The 17,477-nt window shown below is 31.0% G+C and carries 14 protein-coding genes; all 14 read left to right on the top strand.

Features of this window, described 5'->3' with window-relative positions; genetic code table 11:
• Window positions 1-4: 4 nt before the first annotated feature.
• The 14 genes from ABNT61_RS08970 to ABNT61_RS08905 all read left to right on the top strand — a co-directional run bounded on the left by ABNT61_RS08970 (window position 5) and on the right by ABNT61_RS08905 (window position 17,298).
• On the top strand, window positions 5-172 hold the full coding sequence (locus tag ABNT61_RS08970) for a CcoQ/FixQ family Cbb3-type cytochrome c oxidase assembly chaperone (protein ID WP_348712680.1): 168 nt from the start codon (window positions 5-7) through the stop codon (window positions 170-172).
• Window positions 173-182: 10 nt separating this feature from the next.
• Window positions 183-1,046: a cbb3-type cytochrome c oxidase N-terminal domain-containing protein gene (locus ABNT61_RS08965; RefSeq protein WP_348745660.1), complete on the top strand. Its 864-nt coding sequence runs from the start codon at window positions 183-185 to the stop codon at window positions 1,044-1,046.
• Window positions 1,047-1,108: 62 nt separating this feature from the next.
• A complete protein-coding gene (gene ccoG / locus ABNT61_RS08960) occupies window positions 1,109-2,530 on the top strand; it encodes a cytochrome c oxidase accessory protein CcoG (RefSeq protein ID WP_348745659.1) in 1,422 nt (473 codons plus the stop codon).
• A 17-nt stretch (window positions 2,531-2,547) separates the two neighbouring features.
• The gene (locus ABNT61_RS08955) at window positions 2,548-2,994 is read left to right on the top strand and encodes a FixH family protein (RefSeq protein ID WP_348745658.1); all 447 of its coding nucleotides are present in this window, start codon (window positions 2,548-2,550) and stop codon (window positions 2,992-2,994) included.
• A complete protein-coding gene (locus ABNT61_RS08950) occupies window positions 2,994-3,695 on the top strand; it encodes a sulfite exporter TauE/SafE family protein (protein ID WP_348745657.1) in 702 nt (233 codons plus the stop codon). Before ABNT61_RS08955 ends, ABNT61_RS08950 begins: the two co-directional genes overlap by 1 nt.
• Before the next feature lie 88 nt (window positions 3,696-3,783).
• Window positions 3,784-4,611 (top strand): universal stress protein, encoded by an 828-nt coding sequence (locus ABNT61_RS08945; RefSeq protein WP_348745656.1) that lies wholly within the window; start codon window positions 3,784-3,786, stop codon window positions 4,609-4,611.
• A gap of 34 nt (window positions 4,612-4,645) precedes the next feature.
• The gene (locus ABNT61_RS08940) at window positions 4,646-5,065 is read left to right on the top strand and encodes a CBS domain-containing protein (RefSeq protein WP_348745655.1); all 420 of its coding nucleotides are present in this window, start codon (window positions 4,646-4,648) and stop codon (window positions 5,063-5,065) included.
• Window positions 5,066-5,189: 124 nt separating this feature from the next.
• Entirely contained in the window at window positions 5,190-5,411 is a 222-nt protein-coding gene (locus ABNT61_RS08935) for a hypothetical protein (RefSeq protein ID WP_348712670.1), read from the top strand.
• A 326-nt stretch (window positions 5,412-5,737) separates the two neighbouring features.
• Complete coding sequence (locus tag ABNT61_RS08930) at window positions 5,738-8,668, top strand: histidine kinase (protein ID WP_348745654.1); 2,931 nt, start codon at window positions 5,738-5,740, stop codon at window positions 8,666-8,668.
• A 32-nt stretch (window positions 8,669-8,700) separates the two neighbouring features.
• Window positions 8,701-9,447, top strand: coding sequence for a LytR/AlgR family response regulator transcription factor (locus ABNT61_RS08925; RefSeq protein ID WP_348723810.1), 747 nt, complete (start codon window positions 8,701-8,703; stop codon window positions 9,445-9,447).
• A gap of 103 nt (window positions 9,448-9,550) precedes the next feature.
• Window positions 9,551-11,386, top strand: coding sequence for a histidine kinase (locus ABNT61_RS08920; protein WP_348745653.1), 1,836 nt, complete (start codon window positions 9,551-9,553; stop codon window positions 11,384-11,386).
• 1 nt (window position 11,387) lies between these two features.
• Window positions 11,388-12,134, top strand: coding sequence for a LytTR family DNA-binding domain-containing protein (locus ABNT61_RS08915; RefSeq protein ID WP_348745652.1), 747 nt, complete (start codon window positions 11,388-11,390; stop codon window positions 12,132-12,134).
• A gap of 191 nt (window positions 12,135-12,325) precedes the next feature.
• Window positions 12,326-13,387 (top strand): hypothetical protein, encoded by a 1,062-nt coding sequence (locus tag ABNT61_RS08910; RefSeq protein WP_348745651.1) that lies wholly within the window; start codon window positions 12,326-12,328, stop codon window positions 13,385-13,387.
• 233 nt (window positions 13,388-13,620) lie between these two features.
• The gene (locus ABNT61_RS08905; RefSeq protein ID WP_348745650.1) at window positions 13,621-17,298 is read left to right on the top strand and encodes an InlB B-repeat-containing protein; all 3,678 of its coding nucleotides are present in this window, start codon (window positions 13,621-13,623) and stop codon (window positions 17,296-17,298) included.
• Window positions 17,299-17,477: the final 179 nt, after the last annotated feature.

The following is a 17,477-nucleotide window of genomic DNA, read 5'->3' as shown; positions in this document are numbered from 1 at the left end:
GGCGATGTTAAAATTTGTAAAGAACCATTTAGAGAGTATCATAGGAATAGAGATTTATCCAATCATTTCCTTAACCATATTTTTCACCTTTTTCGTGTTGTTATTCTGGTGGGTAGCAACGGCAAAAAAAGAGTATATCAGTAAAGTAAGCAATTTACCATTAGACAATTAAACCGTTAATCATGAAAAGAATTTTTCAATCGATACTATATATAGTATTTGTTTTTGTAAGCTTTTGGGCAATTATAAAAGCGGTACTAGCTTATGAAAATCCGTTTAGCTTATATGAAAACCCGTTAGTATGGATTCTCATAACCTTCTTAGGTTTAGTAATTCTAGCTAAGGAATATTTCAGTTTTACCATTCAGAAAATAGCTGAAGATTTAAAAATGGAAAAAGAAGGAATTGTCCCAGAGGAAGTTGATGAATGGGCTTGGTTAAAAAAGCAATATAAACGTTGGACGAAATCTCGTGAACTTGAAGAAGAAGGAGAAATTATTTTAGATCATAACTATGATGGAATTAAAGAGTTGGATAATGTATTACCACCATGGTGGGTATATTTATTCTATGCTACAATCGTATTTGGCGTAGTGTATTTAATTCGATTTCATATTGCTGGTGGAGATACGCAAGAAATGGAATATGAAAAAGCCATGGCTAAGGCAAAATATGAAATGGAACAATACAAACAGAAAACTCCGAATGCTTTCGATATAGAGAAAGTTGCACTATCAACAGATTCTGCCGATTTAAGAAGAGGAAAGGCTGTATTTAATTTGAATTGTGCGTCTTGTCATGTTCGTGATGGAGGAGGTAAAATTGGTCCAAACTTAACCGATGAATATTGGATTTTAGGAGGTGGATTCAACAATGTTTTCAATACCATTTATAAAGGAGGAAGAGATGGAAAAGGAATGGTTGCATGGAAAGGTGTTTTAAAACCTGAAGATATTCAGAAGGTAGCGAGTTATGTAATTTCTTTAGGAGGAACAACTCCAGCTAAACCAAAGAAACCAGAAGGAGAGATATGGACGGAAGAATAAATATCTGGAACAATAAATAGAATAATAGGTAACTGTAATAATTAGTTTTTAATAGGTAATAGATGGAAACACCCGAGGGAGAACATTTTAGAGATAGTATTGGGACTATAGATAAAGAAGGTAAACGTGCTTGGGTGTTTCCTAAAAAACCAAAAGGAAAATTCTACAAGTATAGAGGTTATGTGAGCTATGCATTGTTGTTATTTCTTTTCATTTCACCATTTATAAAAGTAAAAGGAAATCAATTTTTGCTATTCAACGTTTTAGAGCGAAAATTTGTAGTTTTTGGTTATCCATTTTGGCCACAAGATTTTCATTTGGTAGTCATATCAATGATAATTGGTGTTGTCTTTATAACCCTTTTTACAGTAGTGTTTGGCCGCGTGTTTTGCGGATGGATTTGTCCTCAAACAATTTTCTTGGAAATGGTTTTTCGAAAAATTGAATATTGGATTGAAGGTGATCGAGGAAAGCAAATTCGTTTATCGAAACAACCATGGAATGCAGAGAAAATTAGAAAGCGTTTGTTAAAGTGGTTTGTGTTTTTTGTAATCTCATTTTTAATTGCCAATGTGTTCTTAGCCTACATTATAGGTAGTGATGAATTGTTATTATACATTCAAAATGGCCCATTGAATCATTTGTCAACCTTTATTGCTCTACTGATTTTTACAGGAGTATTCTACTTTGTTTTTGCTTGGTTTAGAGAACAAGTATGCATTATTGCTTGTCCTTATGGTCGATTACAAGGAGTATTATTAGATAATCAATCAGTGGTTGTTGCGTACGATTATAAAAGAGGAGAAAAAGAAAAAGGAAGAGCAAAATTCAATAAGAAAGAAGACAGGGCAGCTTCAGGAAAAGGAGATTGTATTGATTGTAAACAATGTGTACATGTTTGTCCAACCGGAATTGATATTCGAAATGGAACTCAATTAGAATGTATTAATTGCACAGCCTGTATTGATGAATGTGATACTATGATGGAAAACGTAGGCTATCCAAAAGGATTGATTCGTTTTGCAAGTATTGATAATATTGAGAAGAAAACTCCTTTTAAGTTTACCGCTCGTATGAAAGGATATGCAGCAGTCCTTACAATTCTGTTTGGAGTATTAATAGGAATGTTATTCTTAAGAAATGATGTTGAAGCTAAAATATTCAGATTACCTGGTCAACTTTATGAACGAAAAGACAATGGTATTATTAGTAATGTCTATTCATATAAAATAGTGAATAAAACCACGGAAGAGATTGGAGATATTACCTATAAATTACTATCACATGAAGGAAAAATAGAGATCGTAACACATCAATCATTCGTAGTTCCAAAACAAGGAATGGCAGAAGGATCGTTATTTATAGAACTGCATCAATCTCAATTAACAAAGGATAAAGTAAAACTAAAAGTAGGAGTTTATAGTAATGATAAACTTATTGAAACTACAACCACAAATTTCCTCGGACCGAGAAAATTTTGGTAAATAAAAAGAAGTAAAAGATGAGAATTAATTGGAGTACTGGAATCGTAATTGCAATTATTGCATTTATAACATTCATTATGTTTATGGTGGTTACGATGATTAGTAATAATGAGTATAATCATGATTTAGTAACGGAAAATTACTATCAGAAAGAATTAAAATATCAATATCATATTGATGCTTCAAAAAACTTAAATAAGTTAGAGCATCCTCTAGTAATTCAGAAAGTACCTGATGGACTAGAAGTAAATTTTCCAAAGGATTTAATTCCAACGAAAATCAAAGGAAAAATCTTTTTGTATCGTCCGTCAAATAAAGCCTTGGATAGTGAAATAGAAATCAATTTGAACCAACACAGATTTGTTATTTCTGAAAAAGCTTTAGTGAACGGTCGTTGGGATGTGGTAATTGATTTTACTTACAATAATCAAAACTATTTCCACAAAAAGGAAATAATTTATTAATGCTCTACACTGCATTCATATTAGGATTGTTAGGAAGCTTACATTGTTTAGGTATGTGTGGTCCAATTGCTTTTATGTTACCATTAGACAGAACTAATCAAGTAAAGCAGTTCTTTCAATTAATGAGTTATCATAGTGGACGATTACTTACCTATGGATTATTGGGAGTTCTTTTTGGATTATTAGGACGAGGATTTGAATTATTCGTTTTTCAACAACATCTGTCAATATTTACGGGGGCTTTAATGATTATAATTATACTGTTCCCAAAGTTGGTATATCAACTAAAAGCAACCAAAGCTTTAAACACATACATTTCAAAAATAAAGTCTACTCTCGGTAAAGAGTTAAAACAAAAAAGGAATGATACATTTTTCGCAATAGGCTTTTTGAATGGCTTTTTACCATGTGGATTAGTTTATATGGCCTTAATAGGAGCTGTTGCAACACACTCAACTTTTCAAGGAAGTTTATACATGATTGTATTCGGTTTAGGAACAATCCCATTAATGAGCTCTATCGTGTACATTGGTAAGTTCACAAATCTTCGATTGAACCGATACTTTAAAAAAGTCATTCCAATGGTAGTTATTGCCATTGGTGTGTTATTTATTTTAAGAGGTTTAGGATTGAATATTCCATATATTTCTCCAGCCGCTTCTGTCAGTAATTTAGTTGAACAAACTCCATTGTGTAACTAATAATTTAATTCTTCTAGCTGATAAATATCATAGTTTAAACTGTATTCTCGAGGTACTTTTATAGTGTAATCTTTTAAAGCTTAGTCAAATGAAAAAAATTATTGTACCCGTAGATTTTACTTTACATTCTGAGAATGCATTAAGAACTGCAGCTTTTTTTGCAAATACTTATAAAGCAGAAATTGTAGTTGTTCATATGTTAGAAACTTCTAATTCGGTTATTTCTGTATCGAATTCATATATCAACGAACAGATTGTTTTTGAGTTGAAACTAACAGAGAAAAAGTTCAAAGAATTTTTAGATAAACCGTATTTAAAAGATGTAACAGTTACTCCAATAATAAAGCATCATAAAAGTTTTTCTGATTTGCATAAAGTAGCGGAAGATGAGCAAGCAGATTTAATTCTATTATCATCTAAAGGAGCAACAGGTTTAAAGGAGATTTTTTACGGATCTAATACAGAAGTTGTCGTTAGAAATTCAACAATTCCTGTGTTGGTTATTAAAGGACTACCAGTTGCAGATACATTTAAAAAGGCAATTTTTGCTTGTGATTTTTCTGATGATTTTATAGAACCATTTAAGAAAGCTAAAGCAATGGCCGATTTATTTAATTGCGAGTTACAGTTGTTATACGTTAATACTCCTGGAGCTAAGTTTAGAACTACGAGAGAGAAGAAAGATAGAATTGCACGATTTTTAGAGAAAGTAGGTGAAACAGGAAATTTAACCGTTGCTGAAGTTTCTGATTTTAGTATAGAAGAAGGAATTTTAGAATTCGCAAAAACAAATGAAAGTGATTTAATCGTAATGCCTACGCATGGAAAACACGGAATCGAACACTTTTTAGAAGGAAGTATAGCAGAAGATGTTGTGAATCATGCTGCGTTACCTGTCTTAACAGTTAAAATGTAATAAACTTCAATTTTAAATATTTAAGGATAATCTTATGAGAAAAAGAGAACCAATTTCAAAAATCATGAGTGATAACGTAATCACTTTAAATTCTAATGACGATTTAACTACTGCTGAAGAACTTTTTAAAACACATCAAATTCGTCATATTCCGATAGTACAAGGTCAAAAAGTTATAGGAATGTTGAGCCATACTGATTTAATGCGAGTGAGTTATGCGGAAACTGTAGAGGAGTTTGAAACTGAAGTTGATGTAGTGTTAAATAGTGTCTTTACAATTGAACAAGTGATGACAAAAAATGTTGTGACTATTGAAAAAAACAATACGATAAGAGAAGTTGCAGAAATCTTAGCAGCTAGAGAGTTTCATGCGTTGCCTGTTGTTGAAGAAGGAGAATTAATTGGAATTGTAACAACAACTGATTTGATTCAATTTTTGTTGAAGCAGTATTAGATTTGAAGATTAATAATTTGAAAATTAAAAGATTTTTAAAATTCTGTTAAATAGTTGTTTAATATTTCTGTAATTAGTTTTGTTTATGTATTTTTATGTAAAGTTAAACAAAAAACAGGTTATTATGGATATTGTAGCAGAAGCACTAGCATTTGAGCAAGCAAAAATGAAAAATATGTCCACTAGTGATAGAGTTGTAGCTTCAAGAGAAGCGAAGAGACTTGTTTTAGCTTTGAACGAGATTTATAAAAAAACGAAAGATTCAAAGCTGATGGACATAATGAAGAGAATTACCGTTAAAAAACGTAGGATAGAATCAAGATTAAAAGGAAAACCACTTTTATAAAAAGAAGATAGTTTTCAAATTGATTTAGTTTGGTTATGGCATGTTCGGAGTATTAAAATATTCCGAACATGTTTTTTATATACACTTTTGGCACGCTAATTGTGTTATACAAAACGCTAGCAGACGTGTTAGCTTCTTTTTCATAGCAATTTTCCCACTCAGCTTTTCAGTTGAGTGGGTTTCTTTTTTTAATGACTTCCGTTTAGAAACTCAAATTCATATTTTAGAAATCCACAATGCATTTTACGCGACATTCACAATATCTTTGAGAATTAACTGAATTGTAAAAACTCCGTTTTTTAATGTAGCTTTGGTATATGAGGATTATGCTATCTTTTTTTATCATATTTTGTGTTGAATTTCTTTCAGCGCAGGAACCCATTTCTATTCATCTAACGGAGAAGGAAGGGCTTCCAGATAAAGAGTTTTATAGTATAGTTGAAGATGATAAGGGATTTGTTTGGTTGGCAGGAAATAAAGGACTGTTTAGATATGATGGTTATGAATTTAAATTATACACACATCCTGAACAAGTTGGTTTATCTGTTTTTACTCCAATATTAGATAAGGATAAGATAATTTGGTACACGAATTTATCGGGACAGCTTTTTTGTATTAAAAACGATAAGGTAATATTATTTAAAAAATTGAAAGATTTCTTTAATGGAAATTTGCCAAGAATTCAAGCACATAATAATTTGTTATATCTCTCGGTTTCTTCAAGGCTCTTGGTTCTTGATAAAATAAGTGGAGAAATACTATACACAAATGTCAGTTCAAACTACTATTATAGCTATATAATTGTTATAAATAATGTCGCATATTTTTTTAATGATGAAGGGTATTTATGTAAGTTGACTAGTGATTTTAAGGTAGAAATTACTAATAAAAAAATTGATTATAACAGTACAAGACTTAAAAGAGCACACTTATCTAGAATTAAAGATGTTTTAGTTTTAAACACGTTAAGTCGTAGTGGATCAGTAAATAAAATCATTATAAATTCTGATGTAGAGAATAATTTCGGATACAGTATAAGAAATTCAGATCCTGGATTTATAACTCAGGAAATAAGAGTTATCGATGATGTCTATTATGTATTGTCTAATGAAGGAGTTTATGTTTATGAACTAGAGGATAGTAACTTAGTTTTAAAGCGAAAGATTCTAGAAGGAACTTCAACAACAGATATAATTAAAGATAAGAATGGCAACTTTTGGGTGTCTTCAAATTACGACGGAATTCATGTGTATCCAAACCTAGATTTCAAGTCAAATTTTAATTGTTCCCAACCGAATGGAATTAAAAAGATGATTAGAGGAAAATACAATGAGTTAATTTTGGTTGGAAGTAAAGGGGATTTTTATATGTTTGATGCCCAAAACAATAAAAACCAAAGATTTATTTATGATAGAAAAGATGATGTCAAATTCATTATGTATGATTCTATAAGAAATAGATACTTTCTTCAGGCATCTAGAGGTAGTGAGTCATTTCAAAGAACAAATAATAAACTTAGTTTTTTTAAAAAATATATCAATTTAAATGCTAAGGATTATTCTTTTATAGGGAATGATTCTGTGATCATAACCACCGGAAGCCGTTCTGCTGTATTTGATTTGAGTGAATATGAGTTTAGATGGAATAGAAAGAAAGCACTAGATCAAAACCGTGGATATAGCTGTTTAAGTAGTAAAAGATTAAAACAACATTACATAAGTTCTGTTAAAGGAGTATTTGTTTTTAATCAAGATTTTTCTGAAAAGAAAGAAATAAAACATAATGGAAATTCATTATTTGTTCGAGACATTATAACTACCAATGATAATACATTATGGTGCTTGTCTTTTAAGAACGGGTTTTACAAAGTAATTGATAATAAGGTTGTAAAACATTATACAACTGATGATGGATTATTATCTAATACCAACAGTTTCTTCAGATCTAATAAAAATTCGATTTGGATTGCTGGAGAGAAGGGTATTCAAGAGTTCAATTTCAAAGACGAAACCTTTAGGAACTTAACCAAGAAAAACGGAATACCATCTTATGATTTTGTTGGGTTAGAATTTATAAAAAATAGACTCTATGTTAGTACTCCAAATGAATTATTCTCTTTTGATGTGAATACTGTTTTTAATAGTATCGATAAGTCTAAACCAGAACCATATTTTACAACTATTAGTGTTGATAATATAGAAAGAGAAATAACATCTTCTTATAGTATTCCGACAGGTAGTGAAAAAATTGAAATCAGATTCAATACCACAGGTTTTTTATCCAGTGAAAATATCTCATATGAGTATAGATTACTAACGAACTCAGATGATGATGGTGATTGGCAAGAAGAATCTTCGAAAACCAATACCGTTATTTTTAATAAGCTGGCACAAGGAAGTTATACCTTTCAATTACGAGCCAAAAAAGGAGATAAATACTCAGAGATTAAAACAATCGATTTAAAAGTAAAAGGTGTTTTTTATGAGCAATGGTGGTTTTTTCTTTTGCTAACAGTACTATTCGGATTTTTGATTTGGATGTATTTCAACCGAAAGAATAAGGAGCTTCAAGAAAGACAAAAATTAATTATAGATAAACAAACTAAAGAGTTAGAAAATATATTCTTAAAGTTAGAGAGTTTAAGAAGTCAAATGAATCCACACTTCATCTTTAACGCATTAAATTCAATACAAGATTATATTCTTAATAACGAGAAGAAATTAGCGAGGACCTATTTAGTAAAATTCTCGAGGTTAATCAGAATGTATTTAGAACACAGTCAGTCAAATACAATTTCATTAGATGAAGAGTTATCCGCTTTAAATTTTTATTTAGAATTAGAAAAAGATCGATTTGAAGAATCTTTTACGTATTCTGTTCAAGTGGATCAAAGCATGAATCAAGAGTTGATAGAAATTCCAACTTTCTTGATTCAACCTTATGTTGAAAATGCTATTAAGCACGGATTATTACATAAAAAGGAAAATAGAGAATTAGACATTACGTTCTCTTTCGATTACGATAAAAGTACTCTGCATTGCGTTATTGAAGATAATGGAGTAGGAAGAGCAGTATCTACTGAAATAAATAATAGAAAAGCGTTTAAACCAAAGTCATTCTCATCAGAAGCAAATGCAAAAAGAATTGACTTGCTTAATAAAACGAGAGAATTTCCAATAAAACTAGAAATTAAAGATAAGTACAACGATATTTTAGAGCCAAGAGGAACAATTGTAACTATTGATATTCCTGTTTAAGTAGCACTAAAGTATTCCTAAAAAATTCCCATATGAAAGCAGTTATTATAGACGATGAATTAAAAGCGAGAAGTGTACTACAAACACTTATAAAAGAAGAATGCCCAAAGATTAAGGAAACAAAAGAGGCAAATGATTTGCTTTCGGGTGTTGAGCTTATAAAAGAATTTCAACCAGAAATTGTATTTCTTGATATTGAAATGCCAGAATATTCTGGTTTAGAAATCTTAGATTTTTTAAATGAAGATCAAATTAACTTTCAAATCATTTTTACAACAGCATATAATCATTACGCTATAGAAGCTTTTAAACTAAATGCAGTTGATTATTTATTGAAACCTATAGATGGAGATGAGCTTAAAGAAGCGATTGATAAAGCTGAAAAACTTATTGGGAATAAAGACATTCATAAAAAGTTAAATGAGCTAAAAGTAAGCTTAAGCGAATCTAATTTTAAAAAGATCGGTTTACCAAATAGTAACGGAATTAAGTTTGTCGATTTTAACGAAATTATAATGCTAGAAGCAGATGGAATGTATACAAAAGTTTCAACGGTTTCAGAAGAAGTTTTGGTAAGCAAACCTTTAAAGTTTTTCGTAAGTACCTTACAAAAAATTAACACGTTTTATCGTCCTCATCGTTCGTATTTAGTGAATTTAAAATACCTCCGTGAGTATGTAAAAAAGGATGGAGGTTACATTGTTATGGAAAACAACAAATCTGTTTCTATTTCAAAAGATAAAAAAGAAGAATTCTTAACTATAGTACAAAACATTTAGCCTTATAAAACTTGTATTTAGAAGTTAAGGATTGATTTTTAGAAGTTGTAATTAAAGTATTTTGGTTTTTTTATGGATATTGATATACCGTAAAAAGCACAATATGAGAAAACTACTACTTCTATTTACTTTTATATGTTTTAATTTTTCCTTCAGTCAAAACAAGTTAATTGATAGTTTAAGAACAGAAATTGCTAATTATAAAACTGAAGATACTCTTAAAGTTCAAAAATTACTCTCATTTGCAAAAAGAATTCAAAGGGCAAATTATAAAGAAGCTGAAGAAAAACTTCAAGAAGCATTGTTGCTTTCTAAACAATTAAAATCTAAAAAATTAGAATCGTCTAGTTTAACAGGTTTAGCAAGACTTTATTTACAGCGTGGTAAGCTAACAGAAGCTATGGAATTTGGAATTAATTCTAAAAAAATAGCCGATTCTTTGCAAAATAGTACGCTAATTCAAGAAGCGAATGTTCAGTTGCTTACTGCCTATTCTAACAATAAAAATTATGAGCAAGCAAAGTCTTTAGCGGAAGAGAATTATAATTTATCAAAATCAAAACCGAGTAGTAGAAGTCACTTCCGAAATCTGTATTATTATGCAGAAGCGGAACGAATGAGTAAAAATTTTAATGGAGCTGAAAAGCGGTTTAAAGAAGGGATTGAAATTACACAAAAAGTAAAAAATAAAGGAGGAGAATATGCTTTTAAATCTTCCCTTGCTTCATTGTATAAAGACCATAGAAAATTTGATAAAGCTAAATTGGTTATTGATGATATCATCAACTTTTATGAAACCAATAACAAAGCAAGATTAGCTGGACCTTACTTTTCAAAAGCGACAATGTACTCTATGCAGTTTAAACATCAAGAAGCAGAACCTTGGTATTTAAAATCTTTAAGAATTTATGAAGATCAAGGAAATCTGTTTTGGAAAAAGAGAATCGCTCAGATTTTATATGTCAATTACAGTATTCAGCAGAAAAATAAACTGGCCGATTCTATCAATAAGATTTATATAGCAGCTAGAGATAGTATTGATAGTAAAGAAAAGAAACAAATCATTGAAGACGTTCGAATCAAATATGAAACAGATAAAATTGAACAGGAAAAGAATTATGCGGAATTAGAGAGTTCAAAAAACAGAAACTTATTCATCGGTTCGGTAATCATTGGAGTATTAATATTGATTGCTTCTTTGTTTTATTTAAGTAGAATGAAAGCAAAGAAAAAAGCCGAAGTAATTGCATTAGAATTAAAAGAAACTCAAAAGAGATTAGCGGTAGAGAAGCAGTATAGAGATTCGGAATTAAAAGCGTTAAAGGCACAAATGAATCCGCATTTTATTTTTAATGCATTAAACTCAATTCAAGAATACATTGTATTGAATCAAAAGTCTTTAGCTAGTGATTATCTCGGGAAATTTGCCGACCTAATTAGGAATTATTTGAATTACAGTGATACTGGATTAATTTCTATACCAGAGGAAGTTCATAATCTAAATCTGTATTTAGAATTAGAAAAACTTCGATTTGAAGATGAATTAGATTATTATTTTCATGTTGATGGAAAAGTGAATTCCGAGCTCATTAAAATTCCAACAATGTTAATTCAACCTTATATCGAAAATGCATTAAAACACGGACTGTTACATAAAAAGAATCATAGAAAATTAAATGTTAGTATTTCTCATGTTTCAGATGCAGTGGTACAATGTATTGTTGAAGATAATGGAATTGGAAGAAAGAAATCAGAAGAAATAAAAAGCAGACTAAAACCAAATCATAAATCCTTCGCTTTAAATGCAAATACTCAAAGGTTAGATTTATTGAATTATGGGAAAGAGCGAAAAATAGGTGTTGAGATAATTGATTTATTAGAGAGTGAAGAACCTAAAGGAACGAGAGTGATTTTAACCATACCAATCATAAAATCTTAAGATGAAAGCACTAATAATTGATGACGAAAAAAGAGCAAGAAATGTTCTTCGCATCCTAATCGAGGAAAACTGTCCTAAGATTACTGAAATTTCAGAAGCTGATAATTTGCTATCTGGAGTTCAATTAATAAAGGAAGAAGAACCGAGAATTGTATTCTTAGATATAGAAATGCCAGAGCATTCAGGATTAGAATTATTAAATTTTATAGAGAAAGATTCCTATAATTTTGAGATTATTTTCACAACAGCATATAGCGAATATGCAGTTCAAGCATTTCAGTTATCAGCTATTGATTATTTATTAAAACCGGTAAGACCAAATCAAGTAAAAGAAGCAATTGAACGCGTTTTGAATTTTGTGGGAGATTCACAAATCAATATAAGATTACAAGAACTAAAATCCAGCTTAGAAAAGTCTAATTTCAAAAAGATAGGATTACCCAACGCCAACGGAATTAAATTTGTAGAAGTAGATAAAATCATAATGTTTGAAGCTGATGGAATGTATACTCGAGTTTCAACAATGGGAGGAAACGTATTTGTAAGTAAACCACTTAAATTTTTTGTAGAAGCTTTAAATAATATAAAAGTGTTTTATCGCCCACATAGATCTTTTTTGGTGAACTTAAAATATCTAAGAGAGTATGTTAAAAAAGATGGAGGTTATATTGTGATGGAAAACAACAAGGCAGTTTCTATTTCAAAAGATAAAAGAGATGAGTTTCTTACAATTGTTCAAAGTATTTAGTTTAAGTTTTTGATTATCAATAAACTACAAAGTCGCGTTTAGCGACTTTTTTTATGCTTATTATCTTAAAATGAAAAGGATAAGAAGTTATCATTTCAGAAATTGAAACGCCACTTTCAGAAAATTGAGCTCCTAATTATCATATAGTTATCCCAACTTTGGAGTATCAAAAACTATAAAATCATAATATCATGAAAAATTTAAATAAAAAGAGTTTAGTGTTTTTCGCACTTGCAATTTTTACAGTTTTAGGAACTTCTGAGGTTAATGCGCAATTTTTTAAAAAAGTTAAAAAATCATTATCAAAAAAGTCAAGTTCTAAAAAGTCAAAATCTAGTTCATCAAGTTCTAAGAGCGAAGCAAATTATGTTTCAAAGAATAAAATGAGTTCTAGATTTGCAAGCGGATTTACAAATTTAGAAGTACGCACAAAAACAGAAAAGAGAAGTGGAAAAGAATACACGGCTTATTATTTCGGAGCAGAGAATAAATTGGCTTTTGTATTACACCCAAGATTTGCTAAAGACGATTATCATAGAGGTGTTGACGGAGTATACAGCAGCAATTTTGTAAAAGAAGGTGAAGAAGTTTTTCATATTGATGAATTAAAAGACGTTACAGATCAAAACGGAACAAAGCATTCGTTTACGCCAGTTCCATCACCATCAAAGAGAGTAATTAAAACTCCAGATAATGTATACTTAATTTACGCTTTCGATGGAGGGAAAAAAATTGGAGGTAAGTATCCATATTTTGCATCTTCAAAATCTAATATCAAAGGTCCTTTCGTAATTGCCGCGCCAAGTGCCGAGAAGTTTGACGAATGGAGCGGTGAAAAGGCGAAAAATTATGTGAAAGACTTTGAAAAGAGAGTGAAAATTGGATGTTTTAAATTCATGCCGAAAGAAGGAAAATTACATACTCCTGAATTAGCTAAACTTTGTGAACAAGCAATTTATAAGAAGTTAAAGCAATACAGAAATAACGCAAACTTAGAAATTAGAAAGCTAGTTGTATACTCAGATGAGTGGAAAGAAAAAATGGATAGAGTTACTGATGAGGTAACAGACAGACAATTGATTGCTTATTATTTATATGTAAATGGAGATGATACAGATATTCATGCAGCTAAGATCAATCAAAAGAGTACAGATAGTGGTTTTTCAAAAGAATTAGTAATCGAAAAAAACTATTCAGATAAATTCTCGAAGGATATCCCAGTAAGTTTAGTAAACAAATATTTTAAGAAATAAATCATACTATTATGTAGTATTAGTATTTTGATTACTTCGGGGATTAAACCTTGCAAACGTTATGTTCGCAAGGTTTTTTTATTTGTTTTTATATGTGCTTTTTTAAAGTGTAAAATCATAAAAAAGAAGAAGATACAATTCAGCAACTCAAAACCTACTTTCAGAAGTTGTACTCATAAAATTCCATGAAAATGGAACAATTTTGTGTCATTAAGGAACATAAAATTACAGTCATGAGATTAAAATTACTTTACCTTTTATTTTTTGTAACAACCGTTGGGTTTGCTCAGTGGAGTCAAGTAGGAAATCTACAGTTTTCTTCTTTTACCAGTGATGCAGATTTCACATTTGATTCAAATGGAACACCATATGTTGTATATCAAGATCCTACTTTTAGTGGGCTAGGAGCTCCGCTTGTAAAAAAGTTAGATGGTGCTGGTTGGGTTAATGTAGGAACAACATCAGCTTGGGGATTATTGGATGCTTCGTTAGTGTCAATAGCAATTAACCCAGTAGATAATCAACCTTGGGTTGCTTGGAGAGATAATAACGTAATTAAAGTATATAGATTTGACGGAACTAGTTGGGTTTTTGATAGTCAGCCACCATTATGGTCACCAAGAGGAACTGCACCTTTAGAGTTTGTTTTTAACTCAAATAATGAACCTGTACTTTATTATCATAGAACGGTAAGTAGTACGTTACAAACGTATGTATATATTGTAAAACAAAATGGATCTTGGTCTGGAACAGCAATTGCTCCAAACTTATCGAATGATCATATAGTTACAACAAGTAGAAATGGTGAAACTATTATGAATACTCAGGTTATTGCTAACAATAATACTTCACAAGTTCAGGCTAATAATGCTACTGGAGGTTCGTTATTTACAGTTTCTGGAAGTAATTTGGTTGGAAACCGTTTCAATAAACTTTCAATGGTTAATAACTATTGGGTAGGTAATAATATTATAAGTGCAACTTCAGGAATCTTCTTTGGTCAGTCTACGAATTTAGGATTACCACAGCCATTAAATACTGGAGGAAATACAGGAGATTATTTAAAACTGGTTGACAGAGCACAAGGAAACTTTATGTATTTAATGTTTTCAGATGCGTCTAATCAATTACAAATTCAACGATATAAAACGTCTTCTTCTCAATGGAGTAGTTTACCAACATTACCTATTTCTACAGCAGCAGCTGGATTTATAGTAGATATTGAAGTAAATCAGGCAGATAATAGTCTTTATGTAATGTATCAAGATGGAGGGAAATTATCAATGCAAAAATTCACAGAAACTCCAGCATTAACAAAATACTATGTAAACGCAAATGTTTCAGGAGGAAATGGTTCTGGAGATTCTTGGGCAAATGCCATGACTAATTTATCTGAAGCGTTAAGCGAAGCAGATTCAAATACAACTGAAATTTGGGTAGCAGCAGGAACTTATGTGCCAGGTAGTGCAAGAACAAATTCTTTTAATGTAGGTATTGATGGAATAAAAATTTACGGAGGATTCGATGGAACGGAAACAATGTTATCTGAAAGAGATGTAAAGAGTAATCCAACTATTTTATCTGGAGATGTAGATGGAGATGATCAAGCAGCAATTGGTTTTTCTTCATCATTTAGATCAGATAACAATTATCACGTGATGCAAATTTTAAATGCAGATAATGTAATTATTGATGGATTTAAAATTAACAATGGGCATGCTAATGGAAGCGACACAAATTCATATGCAGGTGGAGTTTTTATTCAAAGTGAAACTGAAGACTTAATTTTTAGAAATTGTGAGTTTAACCAAAATCTTGGAATTAATGGTGGAGCTATTAGAACATATTTAAATGTGAATACGGGAATGACATTTGAAAACTGTAAGTTTTATAATAACTACAGTAGATATGGTAGTGGTTTATACTTCTTAGTGAATAACAATAGAACGGTTACTTTAGATATTACGAACTGTTTGTTTGAACAAAATATTTCTGTTGATCAAAGTACAAGTGCAAGAGGATTTACAGGAAGTGCGCTTTGGGCTCGTGCAAATGGTACAAGTTCTACGTTAACAACTACAATTAACAACTGTACTTTCGCGAATAACTTAGATAGAGGAACTACTGCAAGTTCTCAATATGGAACTTTAGCCTTAAGTAGAAGAACTGATGGAAATAGTACACATACTGCTACAATTAATAACTCGATTTTCTATTTTAACGATCAAGGAGTTTCAGGAGTAACAGGAGTTTCTATAAATCCAGGTCATACTTCATTACCAAATCAAACATTTGTAAACAACTCAATTAGTGAGGATAACTTTTCTAATTTATTGTTCTTGACAAATACGAGTAATGCGGATCCATTATTCTCTGATGTTAACAATAACGACTTTACCTTACAAACGGGATCGCCTGCTATAGATGCTGGAGATAATACTAAAATTCCATCTGGAATTACTAAGGATTTAGCAGGAAATGATAGAATTTTGAATACGACTGTAGATATGGGAGCATTTGAATATGATCCTAGTGCTAATACTCAATATACTTTAACTATTAACGCTACAAACGGATCTGTTTCGACAAATCCAAACCCAACTAATGGAACGTATACGAATGGAACTACAGTAACATTAACTGCAACTCCAGATGCTGGTTATCAGTTCGATGGATGGAGTGGAGCAGCAACTGGAACTACAAATTCAGTTAACGTGACTATGGATGCTGATAAAACAGTAACGGCAATGTTTAGTAAGATTCAAAGAACGCTTACAATTAATGCTACCAATGGATCTGTTTCAACCAATCCAAATCCAACAAACGGAACTTACGATGACGGAACTTCAGTAACATTAACTGCAACTCCAGATGCGGGTTATGAATTTGTAGGATGGAGTGGAGATGCTGCTGGAATGACAAACCCAATAAACATTACAATGGATGCAGATAAAACTGTAACTGCTGTATTCCAAATTATTAAGAGAACATTGTCGCTTAATTCAACTAATGGAACGATAACAGCGAATCCAAATCCAGTAAATGGAAATTATGACGATGGAACAGTAGTAACGTTAACAGCAGTACCAGATGCAGGTTATGAGTTTGTAGAATGGACAGGAGATCTTTCTGGAACTACAAATCCGATTAATATTACTATGGATGCGGATAAAGGTGTTACAGCTGTATTCAGACAGATTCAAAGAACATTAACTATAAACGCTACAAACGGAATTGTTACAACCAACCCAAATCCTACTAATGGAATTTATAGAGATGGAACTGCGGTAACATTAACGGCAACTCCAAACGCAGGTTATGAATTTATTGGATGGAGTGGAGACGTATCAGGAACTACAAACCCATTGAATATAACAATGGATGCTGACAAGACGGTTACAGCGATGTTCGCTATTGTTCAATTTAGATTAATATTAGCTTCAACTAATGGTAATATTTCAGTAGATACTGCACCAGATTCAGTAGATCCTTCAACAGGTGTTGGTTCTTATAACGTAGGTACTGTAGTGGAGCTTACTGCAACACCAATTTCAGGATACAAGTTTGATGGTTGGAGTGGTGATGTTACTGGAACTACAAACCCTATTAGTGTTACAATGAATGCAGATTTATCTGTAACAGCTATCTTCTCTGTAAGTACATTAGGTATAAATGAAGAGAAGTTTAAAGTTCCTTTTAAATTATATCCAAATCCAGTGAATGATGTATTGCATATCGATTCTCAGGAGGATGTAAAAGAGGTGAAAATTTACAATAGTCTTGGTAGAGAAGTAAAAGTTTCTACATCTGTATCTGACGCTATAAATGTTTCAAATCTTGCTAACGGAATTTATTTCATGATGATAGAAACTGAAACAGGAAAAGGAGTAAGAAGATTTATAAAGAGATAAGTTTATAATACATGAAAAGGAGTAAAGATAATTACCGGTTTGAAATGACCCTAATAATTATGTATGGAATCATTTTTTACCTAATAGCTTTGCTGTAAACATAAAAGCTCTTCTAACTTAGAAGAGCTTTTTTTATTTAAAGTTTTGCGGTTTACAAGTAAAAGATAACAGTTCATTAA

Origin of the sequence: Tenacibaculum sp. 190524A05c (assembly GCF_964036595.1) — a bacterium.
Lineage (GTDB): Bacteria > Bacteroidota > Bacteroidia > Flavobacteriales > Flavobacteriaceae > Polaribacter > Polaribacter platacis.
The sequence above is the reverse complement of the archived record's forward strand: the minus strand, read 5'-3'. Positions and strand labels throughout refer to the sequence as shown.

Coding starts and splice junctions, on each gene's coding strand:
- ABNT61_RS08955 (WP_348745658.1), top strand. CDS start 2,548: ATGAGAATTAATTGGAGTACTGGAATCGTAATTGCAATTATTGCATTT.
- ABNT61_RS08940 (WP_348745655.1), top strand. CDS start 4,646: ATGAGAAAAAGAGAACCAATTTCAAAAATCATGAGTGATAACGTAATC.
- ABNT61_RS08970 (WP_348712680.1), top strand. CDS start 5: ATGTTAAAATTTGTAAAGAACCATTTAGAGAGTATCATAGGAATAGAG.
- ABNT61_RS08915 (WP_348745652.1), top strand. CDS start 11,388: ATGAAAGCACTAATAATTGATGACGAAAAAAGAGCAAGAAATGTTCTT.
- ABNT61_RS08935 (WP_348712670.1), top strand. CDS start 5,190: ATGGATATTGTAGCAGAAGCACTAGCATTTGAGCAAGCAAAAATGAAA.
- ABNT61_RS08905 (WP_348745650.1), top strand. CDS start 13,621: ATGAGATTAAAATTACTTTACCTTTTATTTTTTGTAACAACCGTTGGG.
- ABNT61_RS08925 (WP_348723810.1), top strand. CDS start 8,701: ATGAAAGCAGTTATTATAGACGATGAATTAAAAGCGAGAAGTGTACTA.
- ABNT61_RS08945 (WP_348745656.1), top strand. CDS start 3,784: ATGAAAAAAATTATTGTACCCGTAGATTTTACTTTACATTCTGAGAAT.
- ABNT61_RS08910 (WP_348745651.1), top strand. CDS start 12,326: ATGAAAAATTTAAATAAAAAGAGTTTAGTGTTTTTCGCACTTGCAATT.
- ABNT61_RS08950 (WP_348745657.1), top strand. CDS start 2,994: ATGCTCTACACTGCATTCATATTAGGATTGTTAGGAAGCTTACATTGT.
- ccoG (WP_348745659.1), top strand. CDS start 1,109: ATGGAAACACCCGAGGGAGAACATTTTAGAGATAGTATTGGGACTATA.
- ABNT61_RS08965 (WP_348745660.1), top strand. CDS start 183: ATGAAAAGAATTTTTCAATCGATACTATATATAGTATTTGTTTTTGTA.
- ABNT61_RS08930 (WP_348745654.1), top strand. CDS start 5,738: ATGCTATCTTTTTTTATCATATTTTGTGTTGAATTTCTTTCAGCGCAG.
- ABNT61_RS08920 (WP_348745653.1), top strand. CDS start 9,551: ATGAGAAAACTACTACTTCTATTTACTTTTATATGTTTTAATTTTTCC.